At 62.0% G+C, this 14,366-nt stretch carries 17 protein-coding genes; 5 read left to right on the top strand and 12 right to left on the bottom strand.

Annotated elements, in window-relative coordinates:
- Positions 1–29 precede the first annotated feature (29 nt).
- Positions 30–1,604 (top strand): diguanylate cyclase domain-containing protein, encoded by a 1,575-nt coding sequence (locus tag HNQ39_RS27415; protein WP_184203793.1) that lies wholly within the window; start codon positions 30–32, stop codon positions 1,602–1,604.
- A gap of 1 nt (position 1,605) precedes the next feature.
- On the opposite strand, the gene HNQ39_RS27410 is transcribed toward HNQ39_RS27415, so the two are convergent.
- The 11 genes from HNQ39_RS27410 to tmk all read right to left on the bottom strand — a co-directional run bounded on the left by HNQ39_RS27410 (position 1,606) and on the right by tmk (position 9,452).
- Positions 1,606–2,109 (bottom strand): hypothetical protein, encoded by a 504-nt coding sequence (locus tag HNQ39_RS27410; RefSeq protein ID WP_184203792.1) that lies wholly within the window; start codon positions 2,107–2,109, stop codon positions 1,606–1,608.
- 6 nt (positions 2,110–2,115) lie between these two features.
- Complete coding sequence (locus tag HNQ39_RS27405; RefSeq protein WP_184203791.1) at positions 2,116–2,565, bottom strand: HNH endonuclease; 450 nt, start codon at positions 2,563–2,565, stop codon at positions 2,116–2,118.
- A 3-nt stretch (positions 2,566–2,568) separates the two neighbouring features.
- Entirely contained in the window at positions 2,569–2,970 is a 402-nt protein-coding gene (locus tag HNQ39_RS27400; RefSeq protein WP_184203790.1) for a hypothetical protein, read from the bottom strand.
- Positions 2,971–2,979: 9 nt separating this feature from the next.
- A complete protein-coding gene (locus HNQ39_RS27395) occupies positions 2,980–4,869 on the bottom strand; it encodes a YjhG/YagF family D-xylonate dehydratase (RefSeq protein ID WP_184203789.1) in 1,890 nt (629 codons plus the stop codon).
- Positions 4,870–4,995: 126 nt separating this feature from the next.
- On the bottom strand, positions 4,996–5,493 hold the full coding sequence (locus HNQ39_RS27390; RefSeq protein ID WP_184203788.1) for a hypothetical protein: 498 nt from the start codon (positions 5,491–5,493) through the stop codon (positions 4,996–4,998).
- On the bottom strand, positions 5,490–6,122 hold the full coding sequence (locus HNQ39_RS27385; RefSeq protein WP_184203787.1) for a hypothetical protein: 633 nt from the start codon (positions 6,120–6,122) through the stop codon (positions 5,490–5,492). The genes HNQ39_RS27390 and HNQ39_RS27385 overlap by 4 nt, the downstream gene beginning before the upstream one ends.
- Before the next feature lie 113 nt (positions 6,123–6,235).
- Positions 6,236–6,760 carry a DUF1287 domain-containing protein gene (locus HNQ39_RS27380; protein WP_184203786.1) on the bottom strand — a complete coding sequence of 175 codons (525 nt, stop codon included), beginning with the start codon at positions 6,758–6,760 and terminating at the stop codon, positions 6,236–6,238.
- Positions 6,757–7,248 carry a DUF1003 domain-containing protein gene (locus tag HNQ39_RS27375; RefSeq protein WP_184203785.1) on the bottom strand — a complete coding sequence of 164 codons (492 nt, stop codon included), beginning with the start codon at positions 7,246–7,248 and terminating at the stop codon, positions 6,757–6,759. The genes HNQ39_RS27380 and HNQ39_RS27375 overlap by 4 nt, the downstream gene beginning before the upstream one ends.
- 14 nt (positions 7,249–7,262) lie before the next feature.
- Positions 7,263–7,859, bottom strand: a complete 597-nt coding sequence (locus tag HNQ39_RS27370) for a DUF1559 family PulG-like putative transporter (protein WP_184203784.1) — start codon at positions 7,857–7,859, stop codon at positions 7,263–7,265.
- A 43-nt stretch (positions 7,860–7,902) separates the two neighbouring features.
- Positions 7,903–8,763: a YitT family protein gene (locus HNQ39_RS27365; RefSeq protein WP_184203783.1), complete on the bottom strand. Its 861-nt coding sequence runs from the start codon at positions 8,761–8,763 to the stop codon at positions 7,903–7,905.
- Between the two features lie 20 nt (positions 8,764–8,783).
- Positions 8,784–9,452: a dTMP kinase gene (tmk, locus tag HNQ39_RS27360; RefSeq protein WP_184203782.1), complete on the bottom strand. Its 669-nt coding sequence runs from the start codon at positions 9,450–9,452 to the stop codon at positions 8,784–8,786.
- Between the two features lie 128 nt (positions 9,453–9,580).
- Here tmk and HNQ39_RS27355 point away from each other — a divergent pair, with 128 nt between their 5' ends.
- Positions 9,581–10,354 carry a hypothetical protein gene (locus HNQ39_RS27355; RefSeq protein ID WP_184203781.1) on the top strand — a complete coding sequence of 258 codons (774 nt, stop codon included), beginning with the start codon at positions 9,581–9,583 and terminating at the stop codon, positions 10,352–10,354.
- Here HNQ39_RS27355 and HNQ39_RS30765 read toward each other — a convergent pair.
- Positions 10,341–11,807, bottom strand: a complete 1,467-nt coding sequence (locus HNQ39_RS30765) for a PcfJ domain-containing protein (protein WP_184203780.1) — start codon at positions 11,805–11,807, stop codon at positions 10,341–10,343. The two genes, HNQ39_RS27355 and HNQ39_RS30765, sit on opposite strands and share 14 nt — an antisense overlap.
- A gap of 159 nt (positions 11,808–11,966) precedes the next feature.
- On the opposite strand from HNQ39_RS30765, the gene HNQ39_RS27345 reads away from it, so the two are divergent.
- From HNQ39_RS27345 to HNQ39_RS27335, 3 genes are read left to right on the top strand one after another with little or no spacing between them, the layout of a single operon-like run.
- Entirely contained in the window at positions 11,967–13,484 is a 1,518-nt protein-coding gene (locus HNQ39_RS27345) for a sulfatase family protein (protein ID WP_184203779.1), read from the top strand.
- Between the two features lie 5 nt (positions 13,485–13,489).
- Entirely contained in the window at positions 13,490–13,915 is a 426-nt protein-coding gene (locus HNQ39_RS27340) for a hypothetical protein (RefSeq protein WP_184203778.1), read from the top strand.
- A gap of 36 nt (positions 13,916–13,951) precedes the next feature.
- A complete protein-coding gene (locus tag HNQ39_RS27335; protein ID WP_184203777.1) occupies positions 13,952–14,353 on the top strand; it encodes a hypothetical protein in 402 nt (133 codons plus the stop codon).
- The last annotated feature ends 13 nt before the right edge of the window (positions 14,354–14,366 follow it).

Genomic DNA, 14,366 nt, shown 5'->3' with positions numbered 1-14,366 from the left:
TTCCCATAATATCGGGCAGAGGATATCTGTTGCCAAACACAAACTCCCAACTCACTGATGACGAGGCACGGCGTCTCTGGGCGTTACAGCGCTACCACGTCTTAGACACAGCTGCGCTTGAGTCCTCGACAGAGAATACCTACGAGGATACAACCCAGCTTGCCCTCTCTCTCGCGGGGATGCCGATTGGCCTGATTGCCTTTGCGGATGCGGAGCGACGCTGGCTCAAGTCGTCCGTGGGCCTAGAGCCCGATCAGACCGCGGGCATCTGGCCGTTTGTGCAGCTGGTCATGGCCTGCCCTACCGAGGTGCTGGTGGTCAGCGATCCCACCCGTGATCCACGCCTTGCCAAGAACCCTCTGGTCACGGAGCCCCCACGCGCTCGCTTCTTCGCAGGAGCCCCTCTGGTCACCCAAGACGGCCAGGTTCTGGGGGCGCTCTGTGTCCTTGGCCCCAAGCCTAAGAAGCTCACGGAGAGCCAGAAGCAAGGACTCCAGCGCCTCGCACGGACTCTTGTCTCGCAGCTAGAGCTCTTTGTCCACCTCCAGAGCCAGGGCAAGCTGCTACAAGAGCTCTCGGTGGCGCAGCTCGATATCCAAGAGGCCGACGACCGCTTCCAGCAAGCCGTGGCCGCGATGCACGATGGGCTGATTGTGCAGGAGCCCAGCCACGGGATTGTGCTGTGCAACCCCCGCGCCGAGCAGCTTTTGGGAGTCGGGGCCGACGAGCTCCAGGGCCTAACCTTCGCCGACCCGCGCTGGATGGCGGTGCGGGACAATGGCTCGCCGTTTCCCAGCAACGAGCACCCCATCACGGTCTCTCTGCGCGAGGGAGTCCCCCAAGAGAACGTCATCATGGGCCTCCACCGCCCCGATGGCGAGGTGCTCTGGGTCTCGATCAACTCCGCGCCCCTCTTCCGCCCCCACGAGGTGCGCCCCTACGCCGCGGTCGCCACCTTCGCCGATATCCGCGACCGGAGGCACTTCCAAAAAATCGCCGAGCAGCAGCTGATCGAGTTCAACAAGCTCAACCGGCGCCTAGAGCAGCGCCAGCGGGAGCTCGCCGAGGCCAACCTCCAGCTCGAAGCGCAGGCGACTGTCGATGGGCTGACCGGCCTGAAGAACCACCGCAAGTTCCAGGAAGAGCTCCTCAGCCAGTACCGGATGAGCGTGCGCTACCAGTACCCCCTCTCGCTGATTCTCCTGGATGTCGATAGCTTTAAGTCCTACAACGACACCTTCGGGCACCCCGCCGGCGACGATGTCCTCTGCACGATCGCGGATGCGCTGCTCAAAGCCACCCGCGTGACCGACTGCGCCGCACGCTACGGGGGGGAGGAGTTTGCCATCGTGCTCCCCCACACCAGCGCCGACGACTCCCGGGTCGTGGCGGAGCGCTGCCGCCGCATGATCGCCGAGCTTCCCTGGCCCCGCCGCCCCGTGACCATCAGTGTCGGAGTCGCCACCCTAGGCCTCAACACCCGCGACCCCAAAGAGCTCACCGAGCAGGCCGACCAAGCGCTCTACTACTCCAAGAACCACGGCAAGAACTGTGTCACCCACAGCTTTGACATCACCACCGAGCCCCTCCGAGCCGCCGCCTAACCTACAAATCACGCACTAGATTTGGTGGGAAGCGATGAATTGTGAACGGTTCGCCTTCCCAGACAGCTTGATCAAGAAGTAAGTCTAGAAGCTGAAGTGCGACTTGTACCAGCGGCGGCGCCTCACCGTCCTGGCAGTAAATACGCTGTGTGTACTCGCCACGGTGGATGAACAGCTTTGCATTGAAGAGAGTACCAAAAGAATAAGAAAATGTCGCATCAGGCCTGTAGTGATCGGCGAGTGTATGGCTCTGCTCCGCAAGCAGGAGAATCAGGTTCCACAGTGGGGCAAACTTCACCTTACCGCGACGCTTACCTTCCAGACCGATGCCCTGCCCACTATAAGAAACGACTGCATCGTATTCCTCGAACTGAATCGCAAAAGTCGCCTGGTAGCTCCGTTCTACGCCGAAGCGCTCCAGTGTTAGCGCCGTAATGCGATCAGGCGGTGGCGATGGTTCTCGATCGTCTTCCTCACCAAAATCACTTTCGTTGGAGTCTGGCATATTGTCTTAGCTTTCCTCGCTCTTTTCTTGGAGCGGATGGATTCCAAGTGCCCACTGGGCACGACGCAGATTGACGAGTCCGATGCGATTAAGCCGTAGTGCGACGACGGTGGCACGACCACAGGGAGTCTTTCCCTGGATCAGCTGGCCGTCTGCACTCCAGGCAAAGTGTTCCTCCCAGAGCTGCTGGCGTGGATGAAAAAGCGCTACATACGCGCCCGATTCAGGGTCAAGTGCTTGTGTTTGCACCTGCTTGATATCGTTGCAGCCGGGGCAGGAGAGCGCTAGGTTCTCCAGCACGGTCAAGCCACCCGAAACGACAGGCTCAATGTGCTCTAGCTCAAAGTTCTCAACATTGGCAAGGATGAGAGGCGTTTTGCAGTACTCACAACATGCCTCGGCACGCTCTGTGATAATCTCACGTTGCCGCTGTGTGGGGCGTCTCCGTAGGGCCATTGACTAGGCAACACCGGGCACTCGCAGGCCCAGGGACTTCATGACCTCGCGTACCGAGGTGCCCCGTAGCTGAGCTAGCTCCCCAAGATACTCCAGTCGCTCTGCCGCACGAAGCTCATCGGTGTCGATGAGGGCAAAAAGCTGCTCACGCTCTGCCTCCGTGAGCTCTCCTGCCTGATTTTTTCGGCGAAGCTTTTGGTAGCGCCGCTGCTCACTCAGCGATTTGGGCGCACTCAAGCGATGGATTTGTGCGACTAGCTCTGCCTCGCGCTCACTCATCCCTGAGCCACCCGGTGAAGTCAGCAGGATCTTGAGCACCAGTGACGGTGCATCCAGCCCTTCACGAGCCGCCTCGTCTGCAATACGACGAGCGACATCAGGTGGCAACGAAATTGTCAGGCTCATGGGGGTATTTTATCTCAGCTTGGCGAGGATGCTCTCCGTGTCGTAGACGCAACCGCCCCAGAGGCCGCCGCTTGCGGTGACGAGGGCGGCCCAGAGGCGGGTGTCGTCGGGGAGCTGGGGGTCGGGGGCGAGGTCGTCGCGGAGCGGGCGGGTGGCGAAGTCGGGGTCGCTGGTGAGGTTCACGGAGGCGGTGAGGTTCACGCGATCCACGATAATCTCGATCGTGTCGCCGTCGCGGACCTTGCCGATGGGGCCGCCCGCCAGCGCCTCGGGGCCGATATGGCCGATGCACGCACCGGTGGAGACACCGCTAAATCTTGCATCCGTGATGAGCGCGACCTCCTTGCCAAAGGGTAAAAATTTCAGGGCGCTGGTGAGCTGGTAGGTCTCCTCCATACCCGTCCCGAGCGGCCCGCGGCAGGTCAGGACAATCACATCGCCGGCGACAATCTTACCGCCCTTGATCGCCGCAATCGCAGCGCGCTCCGACGTAAACACCTTGGCGGGGCCGGTCTTGCGGTAGACACCGTCCTCGCCCACCACCGACGGGTGAATGCTCGTAGCCTTGATGACGCTGCCCTCCGGCGCGAGGTTGCCCACGGGGAAGCAGACCGTGCTGGTGAGGCCCTTCTTGCGGGCGTGCTCCGGGTCGGAGATGACATCGTCGGGATCGACGCCGTCTTTATCGCGCAGGACTTGCCGGACTCTCTCGCGCCGCTCGCTGGTCTCCCACTCGGCTAGGTTCTCGCCCACGGTCTTTCCGTTCACCGTCAGGCAGTCTAAGTGCAGCAGCCCGAGGTTCCGCAGGTGCAGCATCACTTCCGGGACACCGCCCGCCAGATACATCCGCACGGTGGGATGGTCCGTGGGGCCGTTGGGGAGCACATCGACCAGGCGCGGCACGGAGCGGTTGACACGGATCCAGTCGTCGACGCTCGGGCGCTTCAGCCCGGCGGCGTGGGCGATGGCGGGAATGTGCAAGAGTAAGTTGGTAGAGCCGCCGCAGGCCGCGTGCACCAGCATGGCGTTCTCGATACTTTTATCGGTGAGGATATCGCGGCCCGTGACCCCATTGGCATCGAGCGCGAGCATGGCGTTGGCGGTGCGAGTGGCGATATCGAACCAGATCTTCTGGCCGCTGGGCGCGAGGGCAGCATGGGGAACGGTCAACCCGAGCGCCTCGGAGACCGCCTGAGCCGTGGCCGCGGTGCCGAAGAACTGACAGCCGCCGCCCGGAGTCGCACAGGCGCGGCAGCCCGCCTCGGCCGCTTCTTTGAGCGTGATGAGCCCGTGCGAAAACCGGGCCCCGATAGTCTGGACTTTGCCGGCGTCCTCACCGCGCTCCGGCGGCAGGGTGACGCCGCCGGGGACAATGGCGCAGGGCAGATCGCGCATCCCGGCAAGCGCCATGAGCATCGCGGGCAGCCCCTTGTCACAGGTCGCCACCCCGATCACCCCACGCCGGGTCGGTAGTGAGCGAATGAGCCTTCGTAGCACCACTGCGGCGTCGTTGCGGTACGGCAGCGAGTCGAACATCCCGGTCGTGCCCTGGCTGCGGCCATCGCAGGGGTCGGAGACAAAGCCTGCAAACGGGATCGCGCCCCGCCGCGCCAGCTCCTCGGCGCACTCGCGCACCTGCAGACCGACCTCCCAGTGCCCCGTGTGGTAGCCCAGCGCGATCGGCTTGCCGTCCTCGCCGCGCATCCCCCCGAGGGTCGAGAGCACCAGAAACTCCCGCCCGACCACCTTCGACGGCTCCCAGCCCATGCCGGCGTTCATCGAGAGCCCAAAGAGATCCCCGGACGGGCGATCTCGTAGCATCTCCTCGGTCAGGGGCAGCTCCCCCGCAGGCCCGGCGGCCTTCGTCGCCACATCGTAGATATCGTCGCTATTTGTCACACAGGCATTCTACCCGGCGGGGAATCATGCCGGGCAGAGTGCCGGGCAATAAATTACCCGGCAGAGAGCAGGGAGCGCCCCGAGGGCGCGTAGGCACCAAAATGCTCTCTGCGTTCTTGCAGATAGTTACTGATTTTGGGCAGTGGGGGCCAGCTTGAGCCAAGCTTGGGCTTCCCACTCAGAGATTTCTCTCTGTTGCATCTGCCCGTCATACGGAGGAAATAGTTGTGTCCCTGCCCCGCCATGTTCAGAGAGTGAGCTTTGCGCCACCTGCGGGTCATGGGTGATATTTCCAGAGGCAAGATCAAAGCCAGCCGATGCGGAAATTGCCTTCAAGTAGATATAGCGTTGGTCTTTGCTTAGAAATATTTCTTTGATGCAGTTCCCTTGCTCACGCGAGGAGGGAGTAAGCACTAATTTCCTGGTTCCTTTATCCACCACAAAAACGGTCCAAGTATTGTAAGGCGAGATATCCATTTTTTGCAGGATGATAATTTCTTTATCTAAGAAACGTCTTGTATACAGATTATAGATTTCAGGAAATGCGAATCTACGTAAGGCATCTATCCCTACTCCTGCGAGCACAAGACAGACCAGACCAAAGAGTACTCGATCTCTTCTCAAAGCTCATCCGTCTCGGTTTGGTCACTGGCTCCACTCTGGGAGATGGCGACCAAGATTCCCAGTACTTTGGCGACGTTTTCAATATAGTGCTCCGCGCGGTCGAGGCGTGCTCGGTTGCCGGTGAGGGTGAGAAAGCGCCAGGTGGTTCCGGTTGTCACGGCGCCGTAGAGCGGATCTTTGACCGTGCCCTCGCGCTCGTTGAAGCGCTGGGCTCCGACCATCGCGGCGAGGCACTGACCAATTCCCGCTCGCATGTTCTCGTTCTTGGCCTCGACAATCATCAGCACAGGGGCCGTGATAGCAAGCTGCTCGTCGGACTGGGTGGCGATAAAGTCGCAGAAGCCTGCCAAGCCTTCATCGGGGGCGGCATTGAACTCCGTGCCAGAGAACAGGCTAAGGGGCTGGCCGCTACGCTGCTGCATCTCGACAAGAAGTGGGGCGATAAGCCACTCGGAGCGTGCTTTCTCGGTTGACACGGCAAGGGCTAGGGGAAGCGTCTTCTCCAGTGTCTCCTTGAGCCAGGCACTTGGCTCCACCAACACGACCTCGGCAAATAGATCCTCATCGTCGGTGACCTCCAGAGCAAACCGGCGCTTTACTTCCAAGTAGGTGAAATCGCTGTAGGCCATGTGTCATTTTATCGTGTTATCGTGGCTGGGCATTGAAATACCCGGCACAAGCAAAAGAGCGTCCGGGGACGCGCAAATACAAAATGCTCTCCGCGCCCTCGGGGCGCTCCCCACTATCTGCCGGGTAATTTATTGCCCGGAAACCGATAGTGCCCGGTGATTTTCCAGGCAAAAAGGCGATCTTCTTCGCTGGCTTGCGGGCCGATGTTGTGGAGAATCAAGTAGCCGCCCTGTGCGTTTTTTCGGTCGCTGACGATGCCACAGTGCGTGAGGCTGGTGGGCGTCAGGTCCCAGGTGACGATATCGCCGGGTTGGAAGTCTTTGTTGAGGGGCAGCGACTGGCCGAAGCGGGCGAAGAAGACCCGGAGGTTGGGGACGCGGCGGTGGTCGATGCTCGGGTCGGGGCGGCGCAGGCCCCATTTCTTGGGGTAGAGGTTGAAGTTGCGCCGCATATCGTCGTGGACGAGCTTTTGCAGATCGTAGCCGGCGGCCCGGAGCGCACGGATCACGACATCGGTGCAGGCACCTTGGCCCTTGGGGACATCGCCGCCGGGGTACTTTAGGGAGACATAGTCCGCCACATAGCGATCCCCCACTTGCGCCCGTGCCGCTGCGACAATTTTCTCAGCCGTTGTCATTTCTTGCTACTCTCTAGCGCCCGGTGCAGACTGGAAATCTCTTGCCGGAGTGCGGCGATCTGGCGGTCTTGGTGCAGGAGGTGCTCCATCACGATCGCGATCTCGGTCTCGGCCCGCTGGTCCACCTCGTAGTCGCGCTGGGCGGTGAGGCGGTCTTTCTCGGCCTGGCGGTTCTGGCTCATCATCACGACCGGGCCGGTGTAGGCCGCCTGAAACGAGAGCACGAGATTGAGCAGGATAAACGGGTACGGGTCCCAGGCCTTGAGGAGCGCGGGGTGCAGCGCAAAGTAGACATTGGCCGCGATCCAGCACATCAGAATAAAGGACTGGATGATGATAAAGGGCCAGCCCCCCACCGCCCCCGCGATCTTGTCGGCGAGGCGCTGGCCGGTGGTCTGCTGCTTGGCAAACTCGGTGTTGATGTCGCGCACCGGCGGGTGATCGTGCTTCCACTGACCACACGGGCTGATCTCAATGTCTTCGTCCATACCGCATTGTACGCTTATTGGCGGGCCAGAAGTGCCGGGCGGGGTGGAGCTTGGCTTACCTCAAGCAGACGGATCGTCCCATCGGTGAAAATCGCGGCGCGATGTCCTTTGTGTGCAGGCTTGAGCTCCGTGAACAAGACACCACCCCGCTCGGCTTCGTAGCGGTAGCCCCCCTTGCTGTCGGGGCACTGGAGCCGGAACGTTTTGGGGAGGTAGGGAGCAAGCGCCGCCTGCCAGTTCTTCTCGGGGAGAGGCTTGTCATCGTGGTCCGCCTCGTAGTTTGCCCACGCTCTGGCAAGGTCTTTAAGGTTGGATCGGCAGGCTGTCTCCCGCGCCCTTTCTCGTGCCTGGGCAAACACAGGGATTAAAGTAAGGGCACAGACCAAGGGTATTGCGGAGCCAATGGTTATCTCGACGAGGGTTGTTCCCCCGTTTAAGATGCCGAGCCCCAGCCAGAGAACAAACCCGACCATACATCCCAGGGGGATCGCGAAAAACCAGGGCATCGTTGACATCAGCACCGTGATGGACAGCACGATCCAACCGACAAGGGGAGCGCTGAACCACAGACAATCCCCATACTCTTGAAACCAGCTCTTGGCACGCTTCATCGTGTACCTCCTACATCAAAGAACGCAGAAGACAGTCGATTGGTTACGCCTCTCGGTGAAAACCTTTTCCGAGGACCTCGGCGGCGTCGGTGAGGACGACGAAGGCATCGGGGTCGTGGGTGCGGACGAGGGAGCGGAGGTGGGGGACCTCGGCTTGCCCCAGCGCGATCAGGAGCACGGGGCGCGGGTCGCCGGTGTAGCCGCCCGTGCCGGGAAGGATCGTCAGGCCGCGGTCTAGCTCGCTCAGGATCGCGGCGCGGATGGAGTCGGAGGCGGTGGAGATGACGAAGGCGAGCTTGGTGTGGGAGAACCCCAGCAGGACAGCATCGAGGGCGCGGCGCATGACAAAGGCGGCGATCAGGCCGTACATGGCTTTCTCCGCGCCAAAGAGCAGGCCCCCCCCGAGGATCGTCAGGGCATCCAGGGCAAAGATCGCATTGCTCACGGAGAGGGGCAGGCGCTTGGTCACCAGGCGCGCAAAGAGAGAGTAGCCCCCCACTGAGCCGCTCCCCGAGAGCACAAGCCCCAGCCCCGCACCGTAGACCACCCCGCCAAAGAGCGCCGCGAGGAGAGGGGTCTGGGTGAGTGTGGGGACGGCGCGGGTGACCAGCATCAAGAGCGGGAGCACCAGCGAGCCCAGCGCAGAGCGTGCTCCCGCCGCTCTCCCCAGCCCCCAGAACCCTAGCCCCAGCAATGGTAGATTGATCCCCCACTGCACCCCGGCCGCCTCCCAGCCAAAGCGCCGCTCCAGCAGGGTCGAGAGCCCTACGACCCCACCGGCCACAATCCCGTTGCCGTTCATAAAGAGCCGGAACCCCAGGGCCATCAGCGCACAGCCCGCGACAATGCTCAGGCTATCCCATGCCCCGTTTCGCTTCCCTCGGATAAGACTGACCCAACGCATAGGGACAGTTATACCCGGTCTTACCCTAAGAGAGCCTGAAGTCGCTCCCGAAGCTCGCCGTCGGGAGGGAGTTTTTGGGAGAGCGCATCGCGGAAGGCCTGGAGCGCCGCACCGGCCACCGACTTGAGCGCCCCGGAGGCATCCAGAGTCCGGGCGGTGGGGGTCTGCTCGGCGAGGGCGAGGAAGATCTCCCGCGCACGGGTGAGGGCGGCGTGGTCCTCAAAGAGATTGGGGGCATCGCCGCGCCGCTGGATGCGCTCGCGCCCCACAGCCGCCTCGACATCCATCAGCAGCCAGAGATCGGGCTTGGGAGCAAAGGTCTCGTTGCGCGCGAGCACCTGGGCCACATCGGCGCCGCGCCCGCCCTGGTAGGCCGCGTTGGACCAGTAGTAGCGGTCCAGCAGGACCACACTTCCCTCCGCAAGCGCCGGGGCAATCGAGCGCTCGACATGCTCCTGGCGGTCCTTGTAGAAAAGCTCCAGCTCGTCGTCGAGGGTCAGCCGCCCCGTGCTCGCCGAGCGGCGTAGCTCCTGGCCCCACTTGAGGCTGGTCGGTTCTTTGGAGAGCAGGCAGGCGATCCCGCGCTCGCCGCAGTACTGGGAGAGGAGGGTCGAGACCGAGGTCTTTCCCGCTCCGTCGATCCCCTCGATGGCGACCAGAAGCCCGCCGGGAAGTCGTGTAAGTGGCACGGCGGCATTATAGCACGGGCCGTGCCTCGGGTGTCCCCGCCGCCGGAAACGCCAGCGCCTCACGCTGGCCTCACGTAAGGGAGATAGAGTTTGGCAACGCTCTCCCCACAGAAAGACTTTTGAACCTCATGACAACTCGAACCACTCTAGGCACCGCCCTCGCTCTGACCCTGCTCGCCGGACTTGCCTCCGCAACGCCCCAAGGCCGTGCGAAGCCGGAGCAGAGACCTACAACCGCCGCCCCCCGTGTTTCGCTGACCACCAAGGAGTTTCCCGATGGTACGGGAACAATCGGTCTCCCCGCAGGCTGGAGCATTGAGGGCTCCTACCGTGGTACGGTGGGCTGCAACGGCCCCGAGAGCCAGAAAGCCATTATGGGGATGGCATTTGTGATCGGGCGCCCCAACCACCCGGCGAACAACCAGGGAATTCCCTACAGCGGGCCGATGGGCCGCGACGGCGACCTTGCAGGCGCGCTCAAAGCGGTTCTGGAGAAGAGTGGCACGCGGCTCCTCAGCCTGCGAACCCGCGAGGCTCCCTCCCCCGCACCCGGTATCCCGGCGGCATTTTTCCTCTACGAGATGGAGTCTAAAGGGAAGCGTACCATGGCCCTAGGCTACTTCAGCGCGATCATCGACGAGACCCAGACACTCCCCTACTGGCAGCTCTACTCGTCGGCGGTGATCGCCCCCAAGGCGACCTTCATCAAAGAGTTCGGCACCCTCATGGCGATCTATGGCTCCTACCGCCCCAATGGGAAGGCTCCCCGTGAGGGCAGCGATGGTGCCCTCATCGACGAAGCGATCAAGGCGAACCTGAAGGCGCGCCGGGAGACACTAAAGTCGCAACAGGAAGCCTTCGACCGCATGAATGAGCGCTTCAAGTCTGTCATCCAGCAGTAGGCCGGAGCGAGGGGAGCACCAGAGCCTGTAGCCAGATGGCCACGATCTGGAGCTCCTCGGTGTCCGGGTCACGGTTGGCGAGGCCGTGCGCCTGAACCAGCTCGCCCGTCTTGGGGTTCACCTCGACCGTCACCCGGCGCTGGTCTTTGTAGCACACGGAGAAGATCGCCGAGGACTCTGCCTGACACCGCCAGCCGTAGCTCCAGACACAGTGCTGCATCGCGGCCCCTTCGTCGATGAGCTGGTTGCTGTTGGTCAGCTCGGTGATGCTCCAGCCACTAGCACCCGCCGAGTCCCAGCCGTGGGCAGACCAAGCGTAGTAATGCCAGCGGTGCCAGCGAGCGTGTTGCTGATCGTGGTAGATACGGGCACGCTCCACAGTCGCCGCCACACTACGTCCCACCCATCGAAACGCCGCTTCGTGCCCCGCGAGAAACTCCGTGTGGCAGTGCCGCGCCCAAGCCAAAACCCGCCCTGCGTCGGTATCGCTGAGCTCTTCGCGGTGGCGAATCAGCCAGCAGACCGCTCCCTCCCAAAATCGAAAATCGTCCTCGGCCACGCTCAGATCGGTTGGGTCGAGGCAGTACGAGCCATCGCGGGCGAGCCGTTGGTAGTCCGTCTCCGTTCCTCCCAAGCGTAGCACCTCGGCGTAGAGACAGGCTTGTTTGGGAGAGAAGGGGCATGAGAGCATTTCCCCTGTGAGTAAGACATCCTCAATAGGAGTACGGGCGGGGACTTGCTGGAGAAAGTGAGCGAACTTGCCGGGGATGTCCCAGCCGAAGACGCGCCCTGCCGCCTTGAGAGAGGCGCTACGGCCCAGCAAGATAAACCAGCAGAGCCACTTGTAGTCGGGGAAGCGGATGGGGTTGTTGAGAGCCTCAATCAGAAAGGCAGGAACGGGGTACGTTGCAAAGAGATGCTCTTGGAGCGACACTCCCGAATCCGGGCTCCACGTCAGTGGTGAGCGGCACCAGAACGGCGCAAAGAGACAGATCGCCTCGGCGGATTTTGGGAGGTGCTGAGCAATAACCTGACGTGCCTCCTCGTCTCCCAGCGCCGCCCGAATCTCCTCCGTCAGCTGCGAGTCACTTGGGGTATCCACCAGCCGCGAGAGATAGGCCGCCAGCCGCTGTATAAGCTCATCTGAGGCAAGGTTCTCGGGTAGCATCGGCTCCGCCGAAGGGAGCGGTTCTGAAAGAAAGCGACGAAGCGCACGCAGGGGCTGGTTCGGGTAGAAAGTCGCCCGGACAAGTGCAAAATGCTCCCCAATGAGTGCCATGTTGTCTTGATCCCAGTCGTCAAAATCGTCGTACCCATCGTAGTCGTCTTGGTCGTACCCGCTCCAGTACCACTCCGCGAACTCTTGATCCCGTTCCTGTTCACGCAGGCGGACATACCGAGCACTCAGACCGTCGCGACGGTGGCGTATAGGTTGTGTCGTTTTTCCTTTCACGCCTCTTTATCTGTGGGAAACACCTCCGTGCTAAAATGTAAAGCTTCGCTTTGTAGGCCCATTCATGGGTCTTGCCGCACCAGCGGGCCGCTTTAGCCGCCCGAATTTATACGCCCGCCAAACGCAGGACGTTTCTCCCCCCACGGCGAAACAATCGCCATGTCCAAACGCCCCAATGTTTTGTTGATCACCAGCGATCAGCACCATTTCTCGTGCCTTGGCAGCGTGAACGCAACGCTCCAAACCCCCGCGCTGGATCGCCTCGCCGCCGAGGGCATGCGCTTTGAGCGGGCGTACTGCAACAACCCGGTGTGCTCACCGTCGCGCTCCACCCTGATCACGGGGCAGTACCCGAGCTGGCACGGCTGCTGGACAATCGGAGTCAAGCTGGGCGAGGACGTCCCCACGGTCGGGGATGTCTTTCGGGAAAACGGCTACTTCACGGCGCTCCTCGGAAAGGCCCACTTCCAGCCGCTACGCTCCGAGGAGAACCAGGTCAGCCTGGAGACGCCGGACAAGTTCCGCGACTTGGCCTTCTGGCGCGGCTTCACCGGGCCTTGGTACGGCTTTGACTGGGTTCAGATCAACCGCAACCACGGCGACGAGGCCTGGGCGGGGCAGCACTACGGGCTCTGGCTGGAGGAGAAGGGGTGCGATAGCTGGGAGGACTACTTTGCCGGCGGCGGCTCGCCCAAGGAGAAGCTCAAGCCCCGGCAGGGCGCGTGGGACCTGCCCGAGGAGCTCCACTACTCGGTCTTTGTGGCCGACAAGACCATCGAAGCGATCGACAAGGCGCAGCAGGACGACAAGCCGTTCTTCGCCTGGGCCAGCTTCGCCGACCCCCACCCGCCCTATGTCGTCCCCGAGCCTTGGGCGTCGCTCTACGATCCCGACGACATGACGCCCGGAACCCTCACCCCCGGCGAGCACGACCGCACCCCGCCCCACTTTGGCGAGACCCAGAAAGCAGCGCCGGACTTCTCGCACTGGCAGGAGAGCGGCTACGGCAACCACGGCTTCCACTCGCACCTGGTTCCCGAGGCGCAGCAAAAGAAAGACCTGGCGATCTACTACGGGATGATCAGCCTGATGGACCGGGAGATCGGGCGCATCCTCGACGAGCTGGACAAGCGCGGGCTCGCCGACAACACGCTGGTGGTCTTCTCCACCGACCACGGGCACTTTCTGGGGCAGCACGGGCTCTGGTACAAAGGTGCCTTCCACTACGAGGACCTCCTGCGCCTCCCGTTTCTCGCCCGCTGGCCCGGGAAAATCCCTGCGGGAGAGGTCTCCAGTGCGCTCCAAGCGCTGATCGACCTGCCGGAGACGTTCCTCGATGCCTGCGACATCCCCATCCCCGGCCAGATGCAGGGAATCAGCCAGCTCCCCGTCTGGACCGGTGCACAAGAATCGGCCCGTAGCTCCGTCATCACCGAGTTTCGCCACCAGCCCACCAAGCTCCACCTGCGGACCTTCATCACCGAGCGCTACAAGCTCACGCTCTACCGCGGCGAGACCTTTGGCGAGCTCTTCGATCTAGAGGCCGACCCCGGCGAGCTCCACAACCGCTTCGCCGACCCAAGCTACGCGACCGTGAAAGCCCAGCTCATGGAACAGTGGCTCCAGGCCGAAATCGCCCGCGAGCCGACTCGCTTCGCACGAATTGCGGGAGCATAAATCGGGTGCAAAAGCCGACGATGGGGAAAGGCTGTCTGGGTTGTCTCGGAGCGGGAGTGCTAGCTGTTGTGGTGTTTTACTTTCTCCTCCTGGAACCTGAGCGGCTGTTTGGCTCACACACCCGATTCATGGCGCACTGGGACCACAAGATCAACTTGCCAGGGAGTGCCCAGATTCTCAACCGCGAGTCGGGCGGGAGCTTTATAGATGGACATATCACGACAGTCGTTCTGGTTCCAAACAAGGACGTCCCCGCGATCCTGGCACAGGTCAAACCCAGCCCACGTCAAGGGGGAAAAGTCGCACAAGAAGGAACGGCGCTGGAGGGCAGTGTCTACGGAAAGCAGGATGGCTCGGATGAGCTTGGAATCACAGTGAAGCCCGATGCTCCCGGAGTCTCACGGCTGACCATAACCACGATGCACGACTGACCGACACGGTTTGTGAGACTTGCCGGAGCATAGACCATGGATACATTTTTCAGCTACGAGCCGCCTCTTACCGCCCCCGAAGTCGCGGAGGTTTCGACGGATGTCTTGGGATGGTTGCTTCTCCTGGATAACGAGATTCTCGATGCAGTAGGCGGAAATGCCCCCTTTCTACAACAGTTTTTCGAGAACCCCGACCACTACATCATGGAGGAAGTCTCAACAGATGCTGTCCCCCCTGAGCTGGTCTCAGACTGGGCACGACGGTGGCAGGTGATCTGGTCTGCCAGCCACCTCCCGGAGCTTCTGGTGGACAACGGGCTGATGGACTGGTGGGACCATCGGGATCGCCAAGCCATCCTGAGGACTCTGGATCGGTTGCAAGAGCTGGCAAAGTACGCCCAGGCACAGGGCGTCCAGCTCACCTTCGCGGTATTCTAAGACGCATGAAGAG

Origin of the sequence: Armatimonas rosea (genome assembly GCF_014202505.1) — a bacterium.
Taxonomy (GTDB): Bacteria; Armatimonadota; Armatimonadia; order Armatimonadales; family Armatimonadaceae; genus Armatimonas; species Armatimonas rosea.
Note: the sequence above shows the minus strand (reverse complement) of the source record. Positions and strands in the feature narration are given on the sequence as shown.